The 20,838-nt window shown below is 47.9% G+C and carries 12 protein-coding genes; 6 read left to right on the top strand and 6 right to left on the bottom strand.

The genetic code is table 11. From position 1 onward, the window contains the following. Positions 1-234 precede the first annotated feature (234 nt). Together ACGCCZ_RS13620 and ACGCCZ_RS13615 are read right to left on the bottom strand one after the other, a co-directional pair. Complete coding sequence (locus ACGCCZ_RS13620; protein WP_411656314.1) at positions 235-2,007, bottom strand: TasA family protein; 1,773 nt, start codon at positions 2,005-2,007, stop codon at positions 235-237. A gap of 369 nt (positions 2,008-2,376) precedes the next feature. Beyond that, the gene (locus ACGCCZ_RS13615; RefSeq protein ID WP_054325043.1) at positions 2,377-3,744 is read right to left on the bottom strand and encodes a TasA family protein; all 1,368 of its coding nucleotides are present in this window, start codon (positions 3,742-3,744) and stop codon (positions 2,377-2,379) included. A gap of 2,287 nt (positions 3,745-6,031) precedes the next feature. Between ACGCCZ_RS13615 and ACGCCZ_RS13610 the strand changes: the two genes are divergently transcribed. Next, positions 6,032-6,190: a hypothetical protein gene (locus ACGCCZ_RS13610; RefSeq protein WP_411655044.1), complete on the top strand. Its 159-nt coding sequence runs from the start codon at positions 6,032-6,034 to the stop codon at positions 6,188-6,190. A 27-nt stretch (positions 6,191-6,217) separates the two neighbouring features. Here the strand turns inward: ACGCCZ_RS13610 and ACGCCZ_RS13605 are convergent, their stop codons facing one another. From ACGCCZ_RS13605 to ACGCCZ_RS13590, 4 genes are all read right to left on the bottom strand, one after another. Further along, positions 6,218-12,787, bottom strand: coding sequence for a cadherin-like beta sandwich domain-containing protein (locus tag ACGCCZ_RS13605; protein WP_411656313.1), 6,570 nt, complete (start codon positions 12,785-12,787; stop codon positions 6,218-6,220). Positions 12,788-13,297: 510 nt separating this feature from the next. Next, entirely contained in the window at positions 13,298-13,915 is a 618-nt protein-coding gene (locus ACGCCZ_RS13600; RefSeq protein WP_411656312.1) for a GNAT family N-acetyltransferase, read from the bottom strand. Next, positions 13,908-15,002, bottom strand: a complete 1,095-nt coding sequence (gene ychF / locus ACGCCZ_RS13595) for a redox-regulated ATPase YchF (protein ID WP_054324997.1) — start codon at positions 15,000-15,002, stop codon at positions 13,908-13,910. Before ychF ends, ACGCCZ_RS13600 begins: the two co-directional genes overlap by 8 nt. Positions 15,003-15,066: 64 nt before the next feature. Continuing rightward, on the bottom strand, positions 15,067-15,465 hold the full coding sequence (locus tag ACGCCZ_RS13590; protein ID WP_054324998.1) for a helix-turn-helix domain-containing protein: 399 nt from the start codon (positions 15,463-15,465) through the stop codon (positions 15,067-15,069). Between the two features lie 146 nt (positions 15,466-15,611). On the opposite strand from ACGCCZ_RS13590, the gene ACGCCZ_RS13585 reads away from it, so the two are divergent. From ACGCCZ_RS13585 to ACGCCZ_RS13565, 5 genes are all read left to right on the top strand, one after another. Beyond that, on the top strand, positions 15,612-15,950 hold the full coding sequence (locus ACGCCZ_RS13585; protein WP_411656311.1) for a helix-turn-helix domain-containing protein: 339 nt from the start codon (positions 15,612-15,614) through the stop codon (positions 15,948-15,950). 577 nt (positions 15,951-16,527) lie between these two features. Further along, positions 16,528-16,734 carry a helix-turn-helix domain-containing protein gene (locus tag ACGCCZ_RS13580; protein WP_054325000.1) on the top strand — a complete coding sequence of 69 codons (207 nt, stop codon included), beginning with the start codon at positions 16,528-16,530 and terminating at the stop codon, positions 16,732-16,734. Positions 16,735-17,296: 562 nt separating this feature from the next. Further along, the gene (locus tag ACGCCZ_RS13575) at positions 17,297-17,632 is read left to right on the top strand and encodes a hypothetical protein (RefSeq protein WP_411656310.1); all 336 of its coding nucleotides are present in this window, start codon (positions 17,297-17,299) and stop codon (positions 17,630-17,632) included. Between the two features lie 62 nt (positions 17,633-17,694). Continuing rightward, positions 17,695-18,237, top strand: a complete 543-nt coding sequence (locus tag ACGCCZ_RS13570) for a transposase (RefSeq protein ID WP_411656328.1) — start codon at positions 17,695-17,697, stop codon at positions 18,235-18,237. Continuing rightward, entirely contained in the window at positions 18,234-18,467 is a 234-nt protein-coding gene (locus tag ACGCCZ_RS13565) for an IS3 family transposase (RefSeq protein ID WP_411656327.1), read from the top strand. The genes ACGCCZ_RS13570 and ACGCCZ_RS13565 overlap by 4 nt, the downstream gene beginning before the upstream one ends. Positions 18,468-20,838: the final 2,371 nt, after the last annotated feature.

Raw genomic sequence — 20,838 nt, 5'->3', positions numbered from 1 at the left:
GGTATCCCAAAAGCCATAAAAGACTTCCGGATACCCTCGCTTTTTAGAAACTCAGATCTTTTTTGAAACAGAAAGAGGACGCCCCTCCCATGAATCAAAAAATCCATCGTTTTGAGACATCCTCTTTTTGATCGCTGAACGGTTCACACCCCGCGCGATCCTATTTGCAATTTTGTACAGCCCTCAGAAGTTATTCCGAAAAAGCCATGAGATGAACCGAAAAAATGCAAACCTTTACGCCTGCGGATTATTGGCCAGCTGCGGATATTCCCCTTCCGCGGCCGTCCAAACCGATGCGTCAAAGCCCTGCGGGAGCGTCCCCTTCAGCGCGCTCTCCTCGACCTTCTGGAACTCTCCGCTACCTACCGCAGCGGTAGAAACCGCATAACAATTCTTTATGGTTCCATTCTCATTCACTGCAACGCCGGCCGAAACTGTGTCAGAGCACTGAATTTTGTCGGTCGTGACCGCATAGCAGTTCTCAATGGTCGAGCCATACTGGTTGAGGCTTGCAAAGCCGCCAACATTGAATAGTCCGGCAATCGTATCGCGTGCAATCACATAGCAGTTGCGGATGGTACCACTGTTTTGGTTAGAACCTACAAAACCGCCTACATCCAGATTCGTACTCTGCTGCTGATCGACATTGATTCCCGTAACAGCCCAAGATTCCTCAATAACCCCCGAATTGTCGCCTGCAAAACCGCCGACGCCTTGGGTAGCGGTGACCGTTACCGTTGTATCAGCGCTGCAGCGGGAGACGTTTCCTCTGTTTGTTCCCACCAGTCCGCCTACATTCGACTGCCCGCGAACGCCCTCAGCGGTGACATGGACATTCAAAAGGGTGCCTGCTGCTTCATTGGAACCAGCAACGGCTCCAACAGAGGAACTCCCTAAAATTTCCTCTGCCACAATGTTGACATCTTGAATCGTCCCGCTATTGACGGCAAACAGGCCGACTGAAATTTTATCGCTCTTAGACACATTCAAACCAGAAATCGTATGGCCCTGGCCATCGAAGGTTCCCGTAAAGGGTTTTGTCGAATCCCCGTCCATACCCAGAGGCGTCCAATCCGAAGTAAGCGTAATATCGTCATTCAATACGAAATCGCCGTCCATATTCTGGCCGATCTTTTTCAAGTCCTCTTCCGAGTTGATGGCCACAGCCTCCTCGGGGTCGGTCGAACTTGACCCGCCCTCATCGGGAACGCCGGCATCGGTGTCATCCATCTGATAGGCATTGAGCACCAGCTTGCTGTGATAGTGCTTGCCCTGGTAGGCGTTATCTACTGTCTCCGGCAGATAACCTGCGATCACATAGGTCGCTGTGCCCTGGGCCGGAAGCATCGTCGTCATGTATGTATTGTTCGTCTCTTTCGCTGTGTTGCCCGACGCTGCTTCATCCGGATTTGCTTTAGCCTCGTCGTACGCTGTGTTCAGGTTGACGTCCTCAACCTTTGTCCAAGTTTCGCCCACCTGCTTATAGACAAATACCTTCAGAACCTTTTCCAGCTTGTTTTCACAAATCGGGCTGTCCGGCTGGGAGGCAGTCATTGTGCCGTTGGCCAGATCCTCTGCGACGAATTGTTTTTCGCCCTCTTTGCAGGCATAATCCTGTGCAATTTCCAAAGAAAGCTTTACCTTTGTAGGCAGTGTACCTTCATTGGTGATGGTCACCGGCTTAAAGTATGCCGGCACCGGCGCATAATCCGTGTCCTCCAGGTCCGTTGTCTTATCCTGGGTCACATCGTTGACCCATTTTTCGTTGCCATTGGGTTCCAACTCCTTGTAGAAGTTGTCGTACAACATCGGGCGCAGATTCTCGAACGTGAGATCCGTTACGTCTGTTTCACCCGGCTTCACGCTGATGTCCAACACGCCCGCAGTGAAATTCGCGTTCACCTTTTCCGTATCCGTAAACCAGGCCATGGTCATGCCTGCCAACAAGCTCAGTACCAACAGTACGGATACGCTTGACAGAACGACTCTACTCTTTTTTGCTTTCATTGTTTTTCCTCCATTTCTTTTTTACATCCCCTTTTGGGCCACTCACACCAACCCACAGCGACACGAGAATGTAAATAGGAAATTTTTACTTATAGATAGTATAATATTCTACCCCCCCCGGTTTATTCTTTGAAAGAATAAACTAACAAAATCGCCATGAATATTTTCGGTAAAAATTGGTTTTAATTTTGTTCATTTCAACTAAAAATCGTTGAAATATCCGTATATTACTTTCCTGTTTCCGTCCCAACTTCCCGCCAAAGGCGTCGGCGTCTATCTCACCGGAGCCGCGCCAAAGCGCACAAAAGGGGCCCCGGAAAAATCCGGGGCCCCTTTGTTATTGCATTTCAAACCGATCGTGTAGTTTCTTTACTCACCCAGGAAGCTGTAGAACACTTCGAGTGTTTCCATTGTATCCAAATGGTCTCTCTCGACGACATACTGCGTCAAGAACAGAGCGATTTCTACATCCACCGCATCGTTGTCGGTTGCCGACGGTGCCATAATCGCATTCGACACAGACTTCAGCCGCAGGTTTGCCATGGCTTCATTCAGCTTCAATGCGGCTGCTTGAATTTGCGCCTGGGGCGCATACTTGTCAAGCGCCTTCGCCTCGGCAAGAGCCTGTTTGAACGCTTCTACACCGGTCTCTTGGTACAAACCTGCTTCAATGTCTCTATTGACTGCTTCGGCTTTTGCGATCACCGCATCCAGAATGTCCGTTGGAGAGGCAACCGAATTTGCCAAATTGAGGGCGTTGTCCATCAAACCATAAAAAGCATCCAGAATCTCATCCTCGGTGGCGTCCTCATCCTTTAAAACAGATTCCGCCTTATTGAAAGCATCCTCAAACTTTTCCCATGCATCGGGAAGGAAATTTTCTCCTCCAGCCTGCTCCAGGGGTTCCATCTTATCGTATAACTTTTGTAGATCGTCTCGGTCTAGGGAATCGATTTCCGCGTCATCGGGATCACTGACATCGGTCACATCCATCTGATAGGCATTCAAGACCAATTTTGCATGGAAATGTTTCCCCTGATACAGGTTTCCAACTGTTTCCGGCAGATAGCCCGCGACCATATAGCGCACACTCTCACCTGCTGGGATCATCACCGTCATATATGTATCCTGGCTTTCGTCTGCAGTTCCAGCGATGTCTGCATCATATTCGGTGTTCAGGTTAATATCCTTCACTTGATTCCACTTACCACTATTTATACCATTTTTATTAAGATAAACAAATACTTTCAGAACATCCTGTAAGCCATTTTTACAATTCTCCGTCTTGCCCTGCGTGATCGTAACACCATCCTCAGTCAAAACAGGTTCTTGGTCGTTGCCATCGACCATTTTCAGAGAAATTTGTACTTTTGTGGGCAACGTACCCTCATTTTTAATAACTACCGGCTTAAAATAGGCTGGAATAGGATTATAATCGCTTTCATGTAAGCCCGTTGTATTCCATTGTGTAACATCGTTGGTCCATTTTCCGCTGCCATTGCCCGCCAGTTCCTTTTCAAAATTTTCAAACTGCATCGGGCGTAAATTCTCAAATGTAAGGTCCTGCACGCCTGTCTCTCCTGGCTTTACACTGATGTCCAGCACGCCGGCAGCGAAATCCCCACTGACCTTTTCCGTATCTGTGAACCAGGCCATCGTCATTCCGGCTAATAAACTTAATACCACTAATACAGATACTCCTGACAAAACGACTCTACTCTTTTTTGTCTTTTGCATAACATATCCTCCTTTTCTTTTTGAAAAGCATTTTTGATGCAAGGCTCCTCCCCCTTGCAGCGATTTGATTTTAGTATATCATAAAAATATAAAAAATCAATATTTAAAATCTAATGAATATTTATTTTTTATTGATATATTACAATTTATATATATATATATATATTAAAAGAAAATTTTAATTAATATTTTGTCGATATATGAGAATTTTTCTTATAAAATCATATAAATTGATTATTTTTTATTATGTTTTGTACACTTTATGTAATTCGTGTATCTTTAAAATTATATGGGCCTATCCATTGTATTAGACCTTCAAAACATATCGGCAACCACTCAAATCAATCAATATTATGTTAAATACCACATGAAAAATCTTTGTATGGCAGCTACCGGTATGTATTTCCTTATGAACAAACTTTTTATAAACCGGTTGAATATACGGTTCTTTTTTCTATTATTCTATGAGGCTTATTCCTATGCCACTCAGCATACCACATTTTAAAAGACCTCTTAATAGAATCTCTGGCGGCTATTTTTACAAAAACTTGTAAGGGCAAGGTCCCCACTCGGAATTATCCGGGTGGGGACCTTTATTTTGCGAAAGAGGTATTTTTTATTCTGTTCTCATCCATTCATATGATTACCACCAACAAGGCATTTGTCGGGCGCACAGCGTTTTTTGTGCCTTCGGTGTTTCCTATGCTGGCTCTCTTTCATCCGTGATTCCTTGATCACATGGCTTATACCCTTCACTAGTGTCCGATATTCAACCAATAGTCACCGTGCAGTGTTTCACCCCATTCTGACCAGGCAGTGCCGTATAGACACCTGTGCTCTGGCCCGGTGGACGCACAGTATCTTTCGTGCTTATGGTATTCCCTACGTAAGTTTCCTGTTATCGGTTACCGGATACTCGATTGGATACCAGCTGTTTTTGCTCCTTCCACAAATGATTTCGATGTTCTCCTATCATAGGCAAACACATTGTATCTTTTACATCTTAAGTACCTCCTACGAAAATTCCCTGTTATCGGGTACAAGACACCTGATCGAATGCGAGCTACCTTCATTCTTTCCGTAACACGATTTCAATGTTTTCCTATCCATTTGGGACATATAACGTCTTTCGCGCCTTCGGTGTTTCCTACGCTGGCTCTCTTCCATCCGTGATTCCTTGATCACATGGCTTATACCCTTCGCTAGTGTCCGATATTCAACCAATGGTCACCGTGCAGTGTTTCGCCCCATTCTGACCAGGCAGTGCCGTATAGACACCTGTGCTCTGGCCCGGTGGACGCAAAGTGCCTTTCGCGCCTTCGGCGTTTCCTAAACTGGTTCTTTTCCAGCAGCGGTTGCTTGATCGAATGGCTTATGTTTCTCGCAAGTATCCGACATTTAACCAATGGTCACCGTCAGTGTTTCACCGCATTTTGCCCCGACAGCATCGTGTAAACGCCCATGTTCTAACCCAGTAGACACACAGCATCTTTCACTCCTACGGTGTTTCCTACACGGTCTTTCTTCCAGCAGCGGTTACTTAAAATCGAATAGCTGATGTCTAAGGAAGTTCCCTGCCATTGACTGCCAGGCCCTGATCGGATACGAGCTACTTTCACTCTTTGTACAATATGATTCCGGTATTTATCGATTATTACCGGATTTCTACGGTGGGAACAAACTTTATACCATCTCCAAGAGGTTCCCCACGTTCTTCCAACCGCTACTACATGAATCGTCATCATACGATGCATTCCTATGCTTGTAAAAAGTTTGACCCAGTAGGAGTTATTCGCATTCTCGTTTGCGAACTCCCCTACTGGGTCATATGGGTGGAATATCTCTGCTTTAGCTTTCCTATGGGTTCGCTCCTATAGGGGCAAATCATCTACATGCGATTAGGATATACGTTTATATTTGCATGTAGAAAAGCTATCCGTCAGAGATATTCCATATTCTTTTTTCAGAGGCCTTATGCTACCGTTACTGTACAGTGTTTCACCACTTTCTGGCCCGGCAGCGTCATGTAGACGCCTGTATTCTAGCACGGTGACGCACAGCGCCTTTCGCGTCCCTACGAAAGCAGACTGCAAAGAGTTTGCTTTCCGTTCCACAGGGGAAGCCCTACAAGAACAAGCAGAAATCTTCATAGAGGCAGACATCACAAACCTACCACATACACAAAATGGATGGATAAAACATAGAAGGACCTAATCCTGGGAATCCCCAGGATTAGGTCCTTTGTTTATCAGGAAGAAACCTTCCCTCTTATTCCGGCGTCCAGTCCATGATTACACAATCGTCACTGCACAATGCTTTACTGGAGCATTGCCCGGCGGCATTATGCCGGTACTCGTGCTTCAAACCGATGGACGCACAGCGCGTTTTTCGTACCTACAGTGTTTCCTGCGCAGGCTCTCTGATCAACTGTTACTTGATCGGATGACTTATGTTCCTTACAAGTGTCCAGTATTTAACCAATGGCCACTGTGCAGTGTTTCACTGCGTTCTGCCCCGGCAGGGTCGTGTAAACGCCCGTGCTCTGGCCCGGGGTGCCGGTTGCATAGACTCTGTAGTAGTAATCGTTTCCAACCTTCGCCACAAACTGCGTCTTGAGAACGCTGCCGTTGCCTACTGTAAAACTCGGCGTCTGGTTGTTTCCATTTACCACTGTCATCTTGAAGCAATAGGCCTGCCCGCGTTTCAGGGTAAAGTTCACCGTCGTATCGCTGCGGACATAGGCGCCAACTGCCGCTACATTCTGACCTGCGGATACCACACCGCTGGCCCCATAGGCGTTGCTCGCGTTTGCAGAAGAACTGCCAGAACTGCTGCCCTTGGACGGCTTATTGGTATCAACCTTCACCAGGTTGTTCTGTGCCTCGCGTGCCTGCGCCACAGCTGCATCGATCTTCTTCTGGCCTTCCTCCGCGTCCAGGCTGTCATCCGCCATCAACGCGTTCAAAACCTCTTTGACCTCTGCTACTGCTGCATAGCTTGCCGCTGTATATTCCGACGGATCGAGCGCATTGATTTCCTTCAGCAACTCTTCCAGTTCCGTCTTGTCCGCCTTCTTGCGCAGGGCCGACATCGCCTGCAACAGATCCTTCGCGGCCTGGTCCACTTCTGCCTGTGGGGAATCCTTGTCCAGCTTCTTGGCAGCTTCCAATGCCTCCAGGAACGCTTCCTGTCCGTCCGGCAAGTATTTGCCCGCTTCGATATCCGTTTTGATTTTCTCCGCCTTTTCAATGGCGGTATTCAAATTGCTGACGTCCGATGCGCGAATCAGTTGCTTGGACGCAGCTGTCAGGTCTTCATATGCCCTTGTGATGTCACCCTCCAACGGTTCCGGGTCTTCGACCACTTCTTTTGCCTGCTCCATCGCTTTTTCAAACAAGGCCCAGCTGCTGCTTGTGAAGTCATCCTCCACAAGGGCGCTCAGGATATTGTACAGCTCTTCCAGGGCGCTCTTATCGCCCGGCTGGAAGTTCAGATAATGCAGTACGTTCAGCAGGTCGCTCCAAGCCTTGTCAATCTCCGTCTGCGTCGCCGCTGTATTGTTCAGCACAGCTTCCGCTGCGTTATATGCCTCCAGGAAGGCCTCTCTCGCCTCGGTAACCAGGGAGTCTACCGTTCCGTCGTCTACATAGGGCTTTGCATACTGATAGGTTTGCTCCAGAATCCGCTTGTCCGTCACCTCGAACACGAAGTCCAAGTCGACGCCTTCGCCCGTCATCTCTACTGTGTAGGTATACGAATCGCCGCTGATGAGTTCCTCCTGGCCGTTGACCGCCACCGAGCGGAAATTCCGGCCTTCAACACGCGGTTCAAAGGTCAATTCTACGCTCGTTCCCTCTGCCACGTCTTCCAGCGTAAACTCGCCCGTCAGGTCTGCGATCTTCTGCGGTTCGCCGTCCACCTTCAACGTTACGTCCTTGTTGTTGTATCCCACCGTCAGGTTCTGCTCTTCCGGTTGAATATCCTTCTTTCCAAAGGCTTCAATCTCTGTAATACAGGTATTTCCCCACTCATGCAGGCCCTCTTTCAGAACCATGCGCAGATCGGTAACACCTGTGAGGGGTTCATCAAAAGCAACGGTGTAGCTCTCATGTGTTTTATCGCTATATTTCCACTCCGCTGTGACATTCTCTGCGACCGTCTCCCAAGTTTTTCCGTTATCTTTGGAAATCTGATAATCCCACTTGGTCGGTCCCTGCTTTGCACCGTAGAAGGTCCAGACAAGAATCTTCTCAAAACTCTGTGGTTCCGCCCAAGAGAGGGTGATAAAGTTGTCGGGGGTTCCATCCGGCGCCACTGTAATATGGGTGGTGGTCGAACCGTCCAGGCCGTGGTCTCCATCGATCAGGCTCATCGGGTCCGTTGCCGGGCCTTGGATACGGGTTGCTGTCACATTGACCGCTTTGCGCGCTACATTCTCATAGTCGCCCATGGTCGAAACCGTCAATGTGTAGGTCGTCTTTGTCGCTTGATACTGCGATTTGACTACAATTGGAATGGTTTTTTCCTGCATTGCGCTGTCCATAGTGACCGTGTAGCTCTCGCCTGGGAGAACACGGGTTCCGTTGACGTAGACAACGGCATGTTCACTATTCGCTACCGGAGTGATCTCTACAGTGCCGGCTTCGGCGCCGATGTCTACCGTATAATCTTGTACATCTGCCTGGAAGGATGGGCTCAACTCACCCTTACTTACCGTCAAATTGCGCAGGCTGGAATCCTTATCTCCGTCTTCAAAATCGGCAACGTTCTCTTCCGTAGAAATCCAAACCGGCAAACCCGCTGAGATTGTCGCAGACTGATCACCGTCATAGAATTTCACTGTGACATCTGTATCCTCTTGAACCTGTACGCTCACATTGGAGACTACCTCTTCGCTCGGCGTAACGATCAAGCCACGATCCGTATTTTCAATGGAACAATTGTAGGTTTCAAAAGTCCCGTCATCCTTCTGGAATACATAAGCCTTTGTCAGTGCCACTTCGCCCAATGCTTTGAATACCTCATGTACATCATTATCACATGCAGCGCCCTGGGTGACTGCGCCGCCCATAGCGGTGTACCCCGGGACCCAAGTATTCTTCGGCGCTCTCCACCAGTAGGAGATCATATCGACATATTCTTCGCCGATCACCGTGTTGACATGCTTGCCAACGATCACATCGTCGTGCGACGCCTCTTCATCTTTCACCCACAAGCCCGTATTGCGGTATGGATCTGCGATAAATGCCCAACGCAGGGTGCCGTCAAAGCCCATCAGCTGTGCACAGGACCCCATGGCGTTCATACCGCGCTCCAGGTACTGCTGGTCGCCGGTCAGTTCATATAGGTTAAACAGTGCATAGATGTTCCATGCAGACCAGCCATGCGGTGAGTTCATCATATTGGGAGAATCGCCGGTCAACTGCATTTCGACGTCATACTGTGCTTCCCAGAAGCGCAGGGTGCCGCCATTCATACGCGAATCCGGAACAATGGATTGCTGATGCGAGGTATGGTAGTTCATAATCTTGAGCGCTGCATTGGTATATTTCTCGCGCTCTGCAGAGCCCTCGGGGAACATCAAGGCAAATTCACTCAGCTGCGTCGCCGAACAGGAATTGGCGCCGTCCTCAAAGGTCTGCTGCCCTTCGGTTTCAAAGTGACCGTCCAGACGCACCAGGTTGTCCATAGCGCGGGTAACGGAGGCAAAGTGACGGTCATAGCGCTCTGCCCAGACTGCACGCTCCTCCTCTGTCAAGTCCGCATCGTTCATCAGATCCTTTTCTACATAGATCAGTTCCATGATGGACTTTGCTGGATAAATGACCGAGGTATAATCCGTGCTTCCATTGTAATAGCCGCCGTTCTCCTTTTGGGTGGTGAGCAGGAAGTCGGCAAGATGGACAGCGCTCTCCAAATCGCTCATATTCCCAGAACTCTCATACTTATCGACAAATACGCCTAACATACCAGAGTGGTTCTGGATTCGGCTCTGCCAGGAAGTCGGCAGGTCGGTCGTGACATCATACATCAACGGATAAATCTCTTCAAACTTCTCGTCGATCGCCATGTCCAATTCTTCATCCGGGAAGTATCTCTTAGCAATATAGGCAGAATACAGTCCGTACCAGGATTCTGTGTGGGAGGTCGCCTTCTGTGGAGCCTCTACGGCCGCCTTACGGGCCTGTTTCGTGTACCAGGACCACGGCATCCGTATCGTGAACATGCCCTCCGCCTTATATCCGGCCTCGTTTTCTGCCCAAAGCTTATAGACGCCTTCCTCCCTGCCTTCCGCCTCAAAGGTACAGGAATAGGTATGATCCCCATTGTCGGTCACTGCGAGCGTCGTTTCGGTTCCATCCTCGTCAACTAATGTAACCACACCGTTCTTCAATGGAGACTGGGAGTAAACCGTCACTTGAGAAACTTCATTCTCCGCCATGGTATAACGATCTGCGTCGATGGTCGGAATCTCTGTGTAATTGGAGATCGTCGGTTTGACGTCTTCAATTGCATTTAAATCCTCGACCGGCTTGAGGTAAATATTCCAGGTTTTCGTCTCGTTTGCACCAATGTGATCTGCATCCTGCGGATGACGCTCCGGCAATTCGCCGGACTGTAAAACGTCGAGAGAGGCTGTGTAGATGCGGTGTGCGCCCCACTCATAGTCCAAAGTATAGGATGCAACGGGGGCATCGGTTGCAATGGTCATCAGACGGCCGGAAGGTGTGGAGAGATAGCCCCACAGATGGGTTTTTTCACAACGCAGGAGAGTTGGGAAAAGCTGATCGTTGTACTGTGGGTAGCTCTCCAAATACGTATTGAATCCCAGGTTTAAGGACAACTTGTCCACCGCCTGTTCCGTATCCTTGTTGTTGGTGACCGATGCTGTGACCACCAACTGCTTCTGCTCATCCACGGCATACCGCAAGGTAAAGGTCAGGTCTTCATTCGCATTGCGATACCGTCCTGTATACGTGATGGTACCATCGTCCGCCGTATCTCCGGAAGTCATCGCAATCTGGCGGCCGTTGTAATTCCAGATAAAGCCCCCTCGGCTGTCTGTACGCATCGGAATGGTATACATTTCGCCGCCGATCATGGTCTTCATCGACTGAATTTGACCTCCCGTATGGTCAATTTCCCATTCAGGTGTTGTGATCTTTTCGTCCAGGCTGACCGGAGCAGTGTCAGACAGGGTAATGGCCTGTATGCTCATATTTCCCCAATTCTGGTCGTACCCATGGGAAATGAGCGCGCGCACCTCTACCTCATCGTCCGCATTGGGCGTATAGTATTGGAGGCGGGCGACATTGCATACCGCCGGTGTTCCGCTGGTGGTGACGCTGTTTCCATACGTTTCGCTGAATTCAACCTCTCCGTTCACAACGAGTTCCAGGGTAATGTCAGAGGCCCATTCTCCTGTATACACATTCAGATACTTCATCTCTGGGCCTCCGGGCACGCGGAAGGTCACACCACTGCCTTCTTTTACAAAGACGAACCCATTGTGGCCATCGGTCTCCGTCTCTGGATCGACGCCGTCACTGTAGATATAGGACGTTTTTGCATCCTGAATGACAGGGCTGCCCTGCTGCGTCCCCACCGGTGTTACGTCGGTGATCTGTGATTCAGCAACATTTTTGTGGTTATAGCTGGAAAAATCGGTATCATTGAAATATGCCCAGTCCACATTGCCTTCGTTTGTCAGGTCTGCCGCAACCGGCGCGCTCGAAACCTTTCCGGCAGCGACTACCCCAGTATCAACCACCTGGGAGTCGTTCAATGTAATGGCAGAGATGGACATATTTCCCCACTGGCTGTCGTACGCTTTGGAAACATGAAGCTTAACAGACACTTCATCCCCTTCATCCACGCAGCTGTAGGACAAGCGGAGCACCCGGTACACAGCAGGGGTTCCGGATGTGGTGTCCGTACTGCCAAACGTCTCTATGTAGGCTGTATCCCCGTTGACCAGGACCTCGGCTGTGATGTCGGCTGCCCAGGCGCCGGTGTAAATGTTTACATAGCGCTCTTCCTTGCTAGCGGGCAGGGTAAATTCCAAGCCATTGCCTTCTCCGGTAAAGACTAAGCCCTTGTGGTTATTATCCTCAATCGACTGCACCGGAGAAACTCCATCCAAGAATACAAAATTGGTCTTTGTATTTTGGGCTACATAATCCTGCTTTCCAATCAGCGTCGGACCGCCAATCGCCGGGTCTTCCGTGTCCTTGCGATTGAACGCACCGAAATCGGTGTTGTCGAGCTGAACCCAATCGATACCGCCCTCTTTCGTGAGGTTTGCCGACTCTGGGGCATCCTGCACCTCGCCCGAAACAAGCGATTCTTCCTCCGGGAACGCCTCGTCGGTCAGCGCAATCGCCTGAATGCTCATATTGCTATAGGCTGCATCGTATGTAGCGGTAACCTCTGCGGTCACTGTGACAACATCTTCCTCCGAAGCCGTTTGGTACATGATGGAGGACAAAAAGCACTCTGCGCCAGACGTTGTCTCACGTTTTCCAAAAGTGCGGCTGTATTGCTCTTCGCCATTGACAGCTACACGCAAGGTGATTTCCGATGCCCAGGACCCCATGTAGACGCGCAAATAGCGCGGCTCTGTACTCGCTGGAACGTGAAAGGTCACTTTGCCGCCCGCCCCATTGATCACTTGACCTTTCGTATTGGAATCGGGAGCCCCTTCATAACGGAAATTGGTCGCCGTGTCCCCAGCGATCTGTGCCATTGTACCGGACAGCTCGATGTCCGTGATTCCATTGTCCTCGCTCTTCTGGGGGCAATTTTCGAGCGTCTTATCGCTGAAATGAATCCAACCCAACGGTCCCTCTTCTTCCAGGTTCGCTTCTGCCGGGGCACCGCGCAGAAAGCCCTTTACCTGCGTATCTCCTACTTGCCAAACGGCGCTATCCTTTGCAGATCCATTGGCAGAAAAATCCGCTGCCAAGCCCACTACACCCGGTCCGGATGTCGCCATAAGTGCGGCCAACAAAAGAGCAGTGGCCCTCCGTTTCACCTTAAACATCTTTCTCCTCCTAAAGTTGCAATCTTCCTGTTCCCACGGTATTTTCCGTCTTATGTTTGGTCGCCTTCTTTCTTTTCATCCCCCTTTCCATTTGCTGCTGGTCAGAAGGCATCCCAGCCTTTACAGTGGCAAAAGAGTCCATTGTAAAGTAATACCAATTCACTAATTATTCCAATGAACTTTTCAAGCCTATTAAATCATAGGTTTCTCAAATTGTCAATATTTCAACCGAAAATTGAGAGAAATATTGAAAAATTTTTAGATTTTTTGTTTATTTGATAAAAGAAGGGAATTGCGATGCGTTTTCCCTTCTTTCAGCAAAAAACAATGCATAAAAATTTCAGAGAATTTTCCGTCAGGTTTCTGTCATTATAAACCGATCAAGATTGGTTCTACGGACAAGAACTTGCAAAAAATCCCCTACAATGGACCAAAACCGTCCATTGTAGGGGATTTTTTTGTTTTTTCGATGTAACCATTTTACGGCTGTTACTTTTCTATATACTCTAGTTACCTTAAAAGATTTCGCTCTGTAGCCGCTTTTTGCAGCACGTTTTCCACAAAGTCTATCGGGAGTGTGGAAAACTTACGCGGAGGTATGGGGTTTTCAGGCAGCGGTTTCATCCGTTTTTCCCAAACGGTCATATCGCGCCACGTCCCCAATTTATACCCTGTCTGTGGATAAACGGCAATTTTTTGAAAACCCAACTGGGTATGCATCCGCTCGCTTGGATCATTGGGCGATGTAATCAGCGCATACAGAGTCGTATAACCCTGCTCTTGCAAAAATTCCATCAGACATCCATATAGAGCCCGTCCTATTCCCTGCTGTTGAGCACCCTCCGCTACATAGACACTCAATTCTGCATCCCATTGGAATGCAGCCCGCCCATGAAACCGGGATGCATAGGCATACGCCTTTGGTATTCCATTTTCTTCGCAGACGAGGTATGGGAACTGCCCCTGAACGGCTTGAATTCGCCGTCTAAATTCCGCTGCATCCGGCGGATCATATTCAAATGTGACGGCTGTATTTCGCACATAGGGCGCATAGATCGCCGCCAATACAGCGGCATCCTCTTTTTGGGCCAAACGAATCCGGAACCGCGCTGGTTTCTGGTCAGACATTGAAGCGGAACAGGACAATGTCCCCATCCTTCATCACATAGTCCTTTCCTTCCGAACGGACCAAACCTTTCTCCTTCGCCGCAGTCATGCTGCCACACGCCATCAGATCATCAAAGGAAATGACCTCCGCACGGATAAAACCGCGTTCAAAATCACTGTGGATCTTGCCAGCTGCCTGCGGTGCTTTGGTTCCCTTCTTGATGGTCCATGCACGTACCTCCGGCTGACCAGCTGTCAGATAGGAAATCAACCCCAACAGAGAATAACAGGCATTGATCAGACGGTCCAGGCCGGATTCCTCTAGGCCCATATCTGCAAGGAACAGATCTTTTTCCTCCGGGTCCATCCCCGCAATCTCCGCTTCAATTTCCGCGGAAATCGGCAGTACCCCCGCATGCTCGCTGTCTGCAATCTCCTTGACTTGTTTAAAATATGGGTTGTTCTCAATACCGCCTTTAAAATCGTTTTCACTCACATTGGCCGCATAAATGACCGGTTTATTGGTCAAAAGGGATACGGTCGAGAGAAGCTCTGCCTCTTCCGGAGTACATTCTACACTGCGAGCCGACTTCCCTGCATCGAGCGCTTCACGGACGCGTTGGAAAAAATCATATTCCTCTTGATATTTCTTGTCAGCCTTCATCAGCTTCTGCGTCTTTTCAATGCGTCGATCCAATACTTCCATATCGGAGAGGATCAGCTCCAAATTGATCGTCTCAATATCGCGCTTAGGGTCGATACTTCCTTCTACATGTACGATGTCATCGTTGACAAAACAACGGACAACATGCACAATCGCATCGACTTCACGAATATTTGCGAGGAACTTATTTCCCAAACCTTCTCCCTTACTCGCGCCACGCACCAGACCAGCTATATCGACAAACTCGATGGTAGCGGGAGTATATTTTTCCGGATGATACATTTCAGCAAGCCTGTCCAGCCGCTGATCCGGTACGGCAACTACGCCAATGTTTGGTTCAATGGTACAAAATGGATAATTGGCGGACTGTGCGCCTGCATTGGTAATAGCATTAAACAGGGTGCTTTTGCCGACGTTCGGCAAGCCTACGATTCCCAGCTTCATTGATGCGAACCCCTTCTTTTTTCGAAATCACTTCCGGTACAAAACCGGCCTTTGTGCGTACTTATTATATCTGTTTTCCCGGCAAAGCGCAACACCCGTCCAGTCCATGGTTTTCCCACAGTTGCTGGACAGCGCGGGCCAACTCGCGCAATTCTTCCCGCTCTAGGCCGTGCGCCTGCAAGAGAATTCGCCGAACCCGTGGTCCCGACTCTGCCAACACCCGCATCCGGTGAGAAGCCTCTATCTCTCGCAAGAGGCGCTCTTCACTTTCCCCCATCATGGTATCCATGGAGACACCATATAGATTCGAAAGGCGTTTGAATGCCGGCACCGTCGGCATGCTTTTTCCGGTTTCGTAATAGGTATAACTGGATCGATCCAGTTCCAACATGTCCGCCAATTGTTTTTGGGTTAAACCCGCACGAATCCGCAAAATACGTAGCGCTTCGTTTAAATTCATCATGATTACTGCCCCTTCATTTTAGTGAAGAATCATCACTTCAATAGCACATGTATATAGTTGTACTCTACCGAACACTATATGTATTAATTTTGGGTCTCTTTCATACTATAATAATATAGTATTATCAATGTATTCGGAGGCGAAAAATGGATTTAGGCATAAGCTTTAAAAATATCCGTGAAGGCAAAGGCAAAAGTGTTTATGCCTTATCCAAAGAGACGGGCGTATCGGAAAACCACATTCATTCGATTGAAAAGGGGACCACACAGCCATCGGTCGCGATTTTGGAAAGGTTACTCAACGCGTTGGGTGTCACTCTGCCGGAATTCTTTAATGATGACCGTGATGTTCTTTATCCTTCGGCATATGAACGGGAACTCGATTGCCTCCGTCCGAAAGCTGGACGGAGAACAGGCCCACACTCTGCTGCAACTTGCAAAATGGTTGGAGCTGTGATTGGTGTGCACAAATTCCCGGTATTATAAGAATTTCAAAAATTGTACACAGAAACAAAGGCTGTTTCACAGGACCGCTCGACTAACGTGAAGAACGGGCCTCGTGAAAAGCCTTTTTCTTTATTCCATTTTTAACTGGCTCGCTCTTGTTGAATCTCTTGGCCGCCTATTCTCCCTCCTTTTCTAAACACATTTCTTTACCGGGCAAGTCTGCTTTTCGTTTGTTTTTTCGCTGATGTACGAAGTAATTTCGGTCCAAAATGGGAGAACTCTTTTCGTACACGTTTGAAAAGTCATCCGTTATTTTTAACTTTTGCTTGGACAAACGTCCTCCTGCGCCATGTCCTTTTCGTTTTATATTTTGAGAGGCGAATATGCAAAAGAGGCTCTGCAACACCATATATGCCCTCTAACCGTCTATTTTCACTGTCTGGCCAAAGGAGCTGTAACAGGAATTCATCTAAATATAGTTCTAATTTTTCATTCAGTGACAAATAACGACTTATTATGTGATATATAGTCTCTATTTATCTTCATTATACTCAATATATTAGGGATAGTCAATCTATTGAGTATGGTAGGATAGGGTCTAGCAGAGGTGCATCTTATGATCAGCTACAAGCCCTTTTATCAGACCCTGTTTCGCAAAAACATTACAGAATACCAGCTTATTTACAACTATGGTTTTTCTGCCAACACCCTGCATCGGATGAAGCACGGCCGGAATATTACGCTCAAAACATTGGACACACTTTGCTCCATTTTAGAATGTGATATTGCCGATATTATCTCCTATCATCCTGACGAAGCATAAGCACAAGCTGACAGAACCTTTGAAGTTTAGTTTGCTACGACAAATCCGTTTTCTTAACTACTTCAGCGGAAGGCATTGCCTTATGTATACCATGAAGGGCTGCCTATCGCGCCCCATGTAATATTTCTCGGAATATCCATCTTTTCACTCCCTTAACGGAAATTCTTGGATACGTAGGATTTAAAGTCTTATATTACTATATGGCTTTGTATTTTACAATACGCCTCCTGGATATTTCGTTCGATTACAGAGTTTTAGAGGATGTAAAAGGATATGGATTCTGGCTGCGGGCCGATTTTACGGATCGCCTCTCACAACTATACAGAGTTCGTCCCTGACACTCCAATCAACCTGGCAATAAGCCATTCCCGAGCCTAAACTATACTTTTTTTACAAATATATTCACTTAGCTTATTTCGCGTATTATGGACAGATTTTTATAATGAGACTATAAAATGTAAAGCCTCCTACCTTGTTTCTGAACAGATCCCGTAAAAACGGAGAATAGACAAAAAGCCCCCTGATGTAGGAAAATGAAAGTACTACATCAGGGGGTATTATCATGTCAAAAAAGAAATGGACAAACATCAAAATTCTCGGGGCAGAGATCAACGCAATGCGCGAAGCAGGGAAATCCAGACAAGAAATAGCGGACTATTTCGACCTTGATAAAGTTCAAATTAAGAACGGGGTTCATCGATACAACAAAGAGGTAAAACGTACGGCATCCGGAATTGCGCCACGTCCAAAGGGGCGTCCGCGCAAAGACGGGCAACCACCTCGGCAGAACGAAAAGAGCGAACTGGAACGGCTTCGCATGGAAACAAGCGGTTGCGGGATTTTCTGCAATTCACAGAAAGGAAGTAAGGCCAAAAGTAGAATATCATATGATCTATAGGAACCGAGAGCGTTATCTGGTCTCTGTCATGTGCCGGCTTTTTGAGGTATCCCGGAGTGGATATGATGACTTTGTCCACCGTTTGGAACGCAAGAAGAAGGATGAAGGAGAAGGATGCAGATTTGGCGGAAGCTATCCACGTTCAGCGAGGGCGCTGCTTCAAGATATATGGATATCGACGGATGTGGCTGTGGCTGGAGAAACAAGGTACGCGCCGCAATCCCAAGATAGTTCTGCGAATCATGAAGAAATACGGCCTTTTGGCAGAAATTCGCCGCCGGAGAAAATGGGTTCAGGTGGGCCAACAACTGCACAAATATGAAAATCTTTTGAATTGTCCATTTCAAGCAGACAGGCCCAACAGCAAATGGGTGACCGATATCTTCTACATCCACACCAAAGAGGGAGTGTTGTACCTATCCATGATTCGTGATTTGTATGATAACAGCATTGTTGCCTATAAGATCGGTACACAGCAGACGGTGAATCTCGTTCTGGATACCATCCACCTGGCTATGATGAAGGAGAAAAGAGAGTCGCTGCAACGTTATAGCTCCACAGCGACCAAGGGTTTCAATACACTTCCCGAGAGTATTTTCACCTGACTCAATCCTATGGTATAACGCCGTCCATGTCAAGACGGGGAAACTGTTATGACAATGCTATGGCAGAAAATTTCTTCTCCATTCTAAAAACAGAGTGCATCTCCCGCCTCAAGCCAACGACATTTGCCGAGGCCAGGGAAGGCATTGACAGCTACATTTATTTTTACAACCACGACCGTATCCAGTTAAAAGCTGGAGTGGCGCCGCTCACGCTGCGCCACTCCGCTTAAAACTTAATTTTTCCTACCAAGGGGCTTTTTTGTGCTATCCGTATAATTGGGGGCAGTACATAATCCGGTACAGAGACTTTGTTTTTGTGGGATATAGTTTGAAAGGGGAGAGAGGCGTTAGCAGGGGTGGTGGAATAGGCAGCAAGGATTGCTGGTGCTTTTTAAGGTGGCCCTGTTTTGCATTTCTGTCCGTAGGAGTACCAGACAAAAATATGGCCATACGGAATTTCACAAGAGTGTGGCCAAGGAAAAATGAAAAATATCTTTAAGAACCGCCGCACGGTTATGGACCTCTACTCTACTGAAAGAGCTACTACAACCCACGCAAGCGGGAGAAGTGTAGATCCGAATGATTATTGATTTTCTAGATACACCAGTGATCGGATTCCAGCTATTTTTACTCCTTCCACAACACGATTCCGATGTTGCCTTATTATTGGATACATCGCATCTTTTGCGCCTTCGGCATCTCCTACGGAAGTTCCTTATTATTGACCGTTAGGCACTTGATTGAGTACCGGTTATTTCTCCTTTTCCTATAATGCAATTCCAATGTTTGCCTATCCATTCCAGACACACAACGTCCTTCATCCCTATGGTACTTCCTACGGAAGTTCCCTGTTGTCGATTGCTGGACACTTGATTCGGATACCAACTATTTTTACCTTTTCTACAACTTAATTCTTATGTTCACCTATCATAAACGGATACATCACGTCTTTCGCGCCTATGGCATCCTTTACGAAAGTTCCCTGTTACCAATTGTCGGTCACTTGATTGAATATCGGTTACTTCTACTTTTCCTATAATACAATTGCAATGTTTTCCTATCCAATTCAGACACACAATGTCCTTTATACGGTGCCTCCTACGGAAGTTCCCTGTTATCGATTACCAGACACTTGATCGAATGCGAACTACCTTCATTCTTTCTGTAACTTGATTTCAATTCCCTCCTATCAATCGGGGACGTATAGCGTCTTTCACTCCTATGGTGTTTCCTACACGGTCTGTCTTCCAGCAGCGGTTGCTTAATCGAACGGCTTATGCTCTTCACAAGTCATCCTACATTCAACCAATGGTCACCGTGCAGTGCTTCACTGCTTTCTGCCTTGGCAGTGTCGTATAGATACCCGGTACTCTGGCCCGGTGGATGTACAATATCTTTTGCATCTATGGCGCTCCCCGCGGAAGTTTCCTGCTGTTAGCCGCTAGACACTTAATTGGATACCAGCTATTTTTACTCCTTCCATAACACGATTCCGATATTTACGGATTATTTTCATTTTATCTTGGTGGGAACAACTTTTATGCCGTCCCTAAAAGATACCCCACGTCCGTCCAACTGTTACTACACAGTAACAATGTCGTACGATACATTCCCATACCTATGAAAAGTTTGACCCAGCAGGGGTTATTCGCATTCTCGTTTGCGAACACTCCTGCTGGGTCATATGGGTGGAATATCTCCACTTTAGCTTTCCTATGGGTTCGCTCCTATGGGGGCAAATCATCTACATGCGATTAGGATATACGTTTATATTTGCATGTAGAAAAGCTATCCGTCAGAGACATTCCATATTCTTTTTTCTTTCCAAAGCCTCATAGCTACCATCACCATGCAGTGTTTCACCACTTTCTGGCCCGGTAATGTCGTGTAGACGTTTGTATTCTAGCCCGGTAGACGCACAGCGCCTTTCGCGCCTATGGCGTTTCTACACAGGCTTTCTTCCAGCAGCTGTTCTTGATCGAATGGCTTATGCCCTTCACTGGTGTCCGGCATTCAACCAATGGTCACCGTGCAGTGTTTCACCGCATTCTGCCCCGGCAGTGTTGTATAGGTGCCCATGCCCTAGCCCGGTGGACGCACAGCGTCTTTTGCGCCTTTACGTTTCCTACGCTGGTGCTCTTCCATCAACGGTTACTTGATCGAATGGCTTATGCCCTTCACTGGTGCCCGGCATTCAACCAATGGTCACCGTGCAGTGTTTCACTGCATTCTGACCCGGTAGCGTCGTGTAGACGCCTGTGCTCTGGCCCGGTGGACGCACAGCGTCTTTCGCTCCTCCGGCGTTTCCTACGCTGGCTCTCTTCCACCAGCGGTTGCTTAATCGAATGGCTTATGCCTTTCGCAAGTGTCCTACATTCAACCGATGGTCACCGTGCAGTGCTTCACTGCTTTCTGCCTTGGCAGTGTCTTGTAGACACCAGTGTCCTAGTCTGGTGGATGCACAGCGTCTTTCGCTCCTTGGGAGTTTCCTACGCTGGCTCTCCTCCATCAGCGATTGCTGGATCGAATGGTTTACACCCTTCGCTGGTATCCGGCATTCAGCCAATGGTCACCGTGCAGTGTTTCACTGCATTCTGACCT

The organism is Anaeromassilibacillus sp. SJQ-1 (genome assembly GCF_046693725.1).
Taxonomy (GTDB): domain Bacteria; phylum Bacillota; class Clostridia; order Oscillospirales; family Acutalibacteraceae; genus Anaeromassilibacillus.
This window is presented reverse-complemented; position numbering and strand designations above follow the sequence as displayed.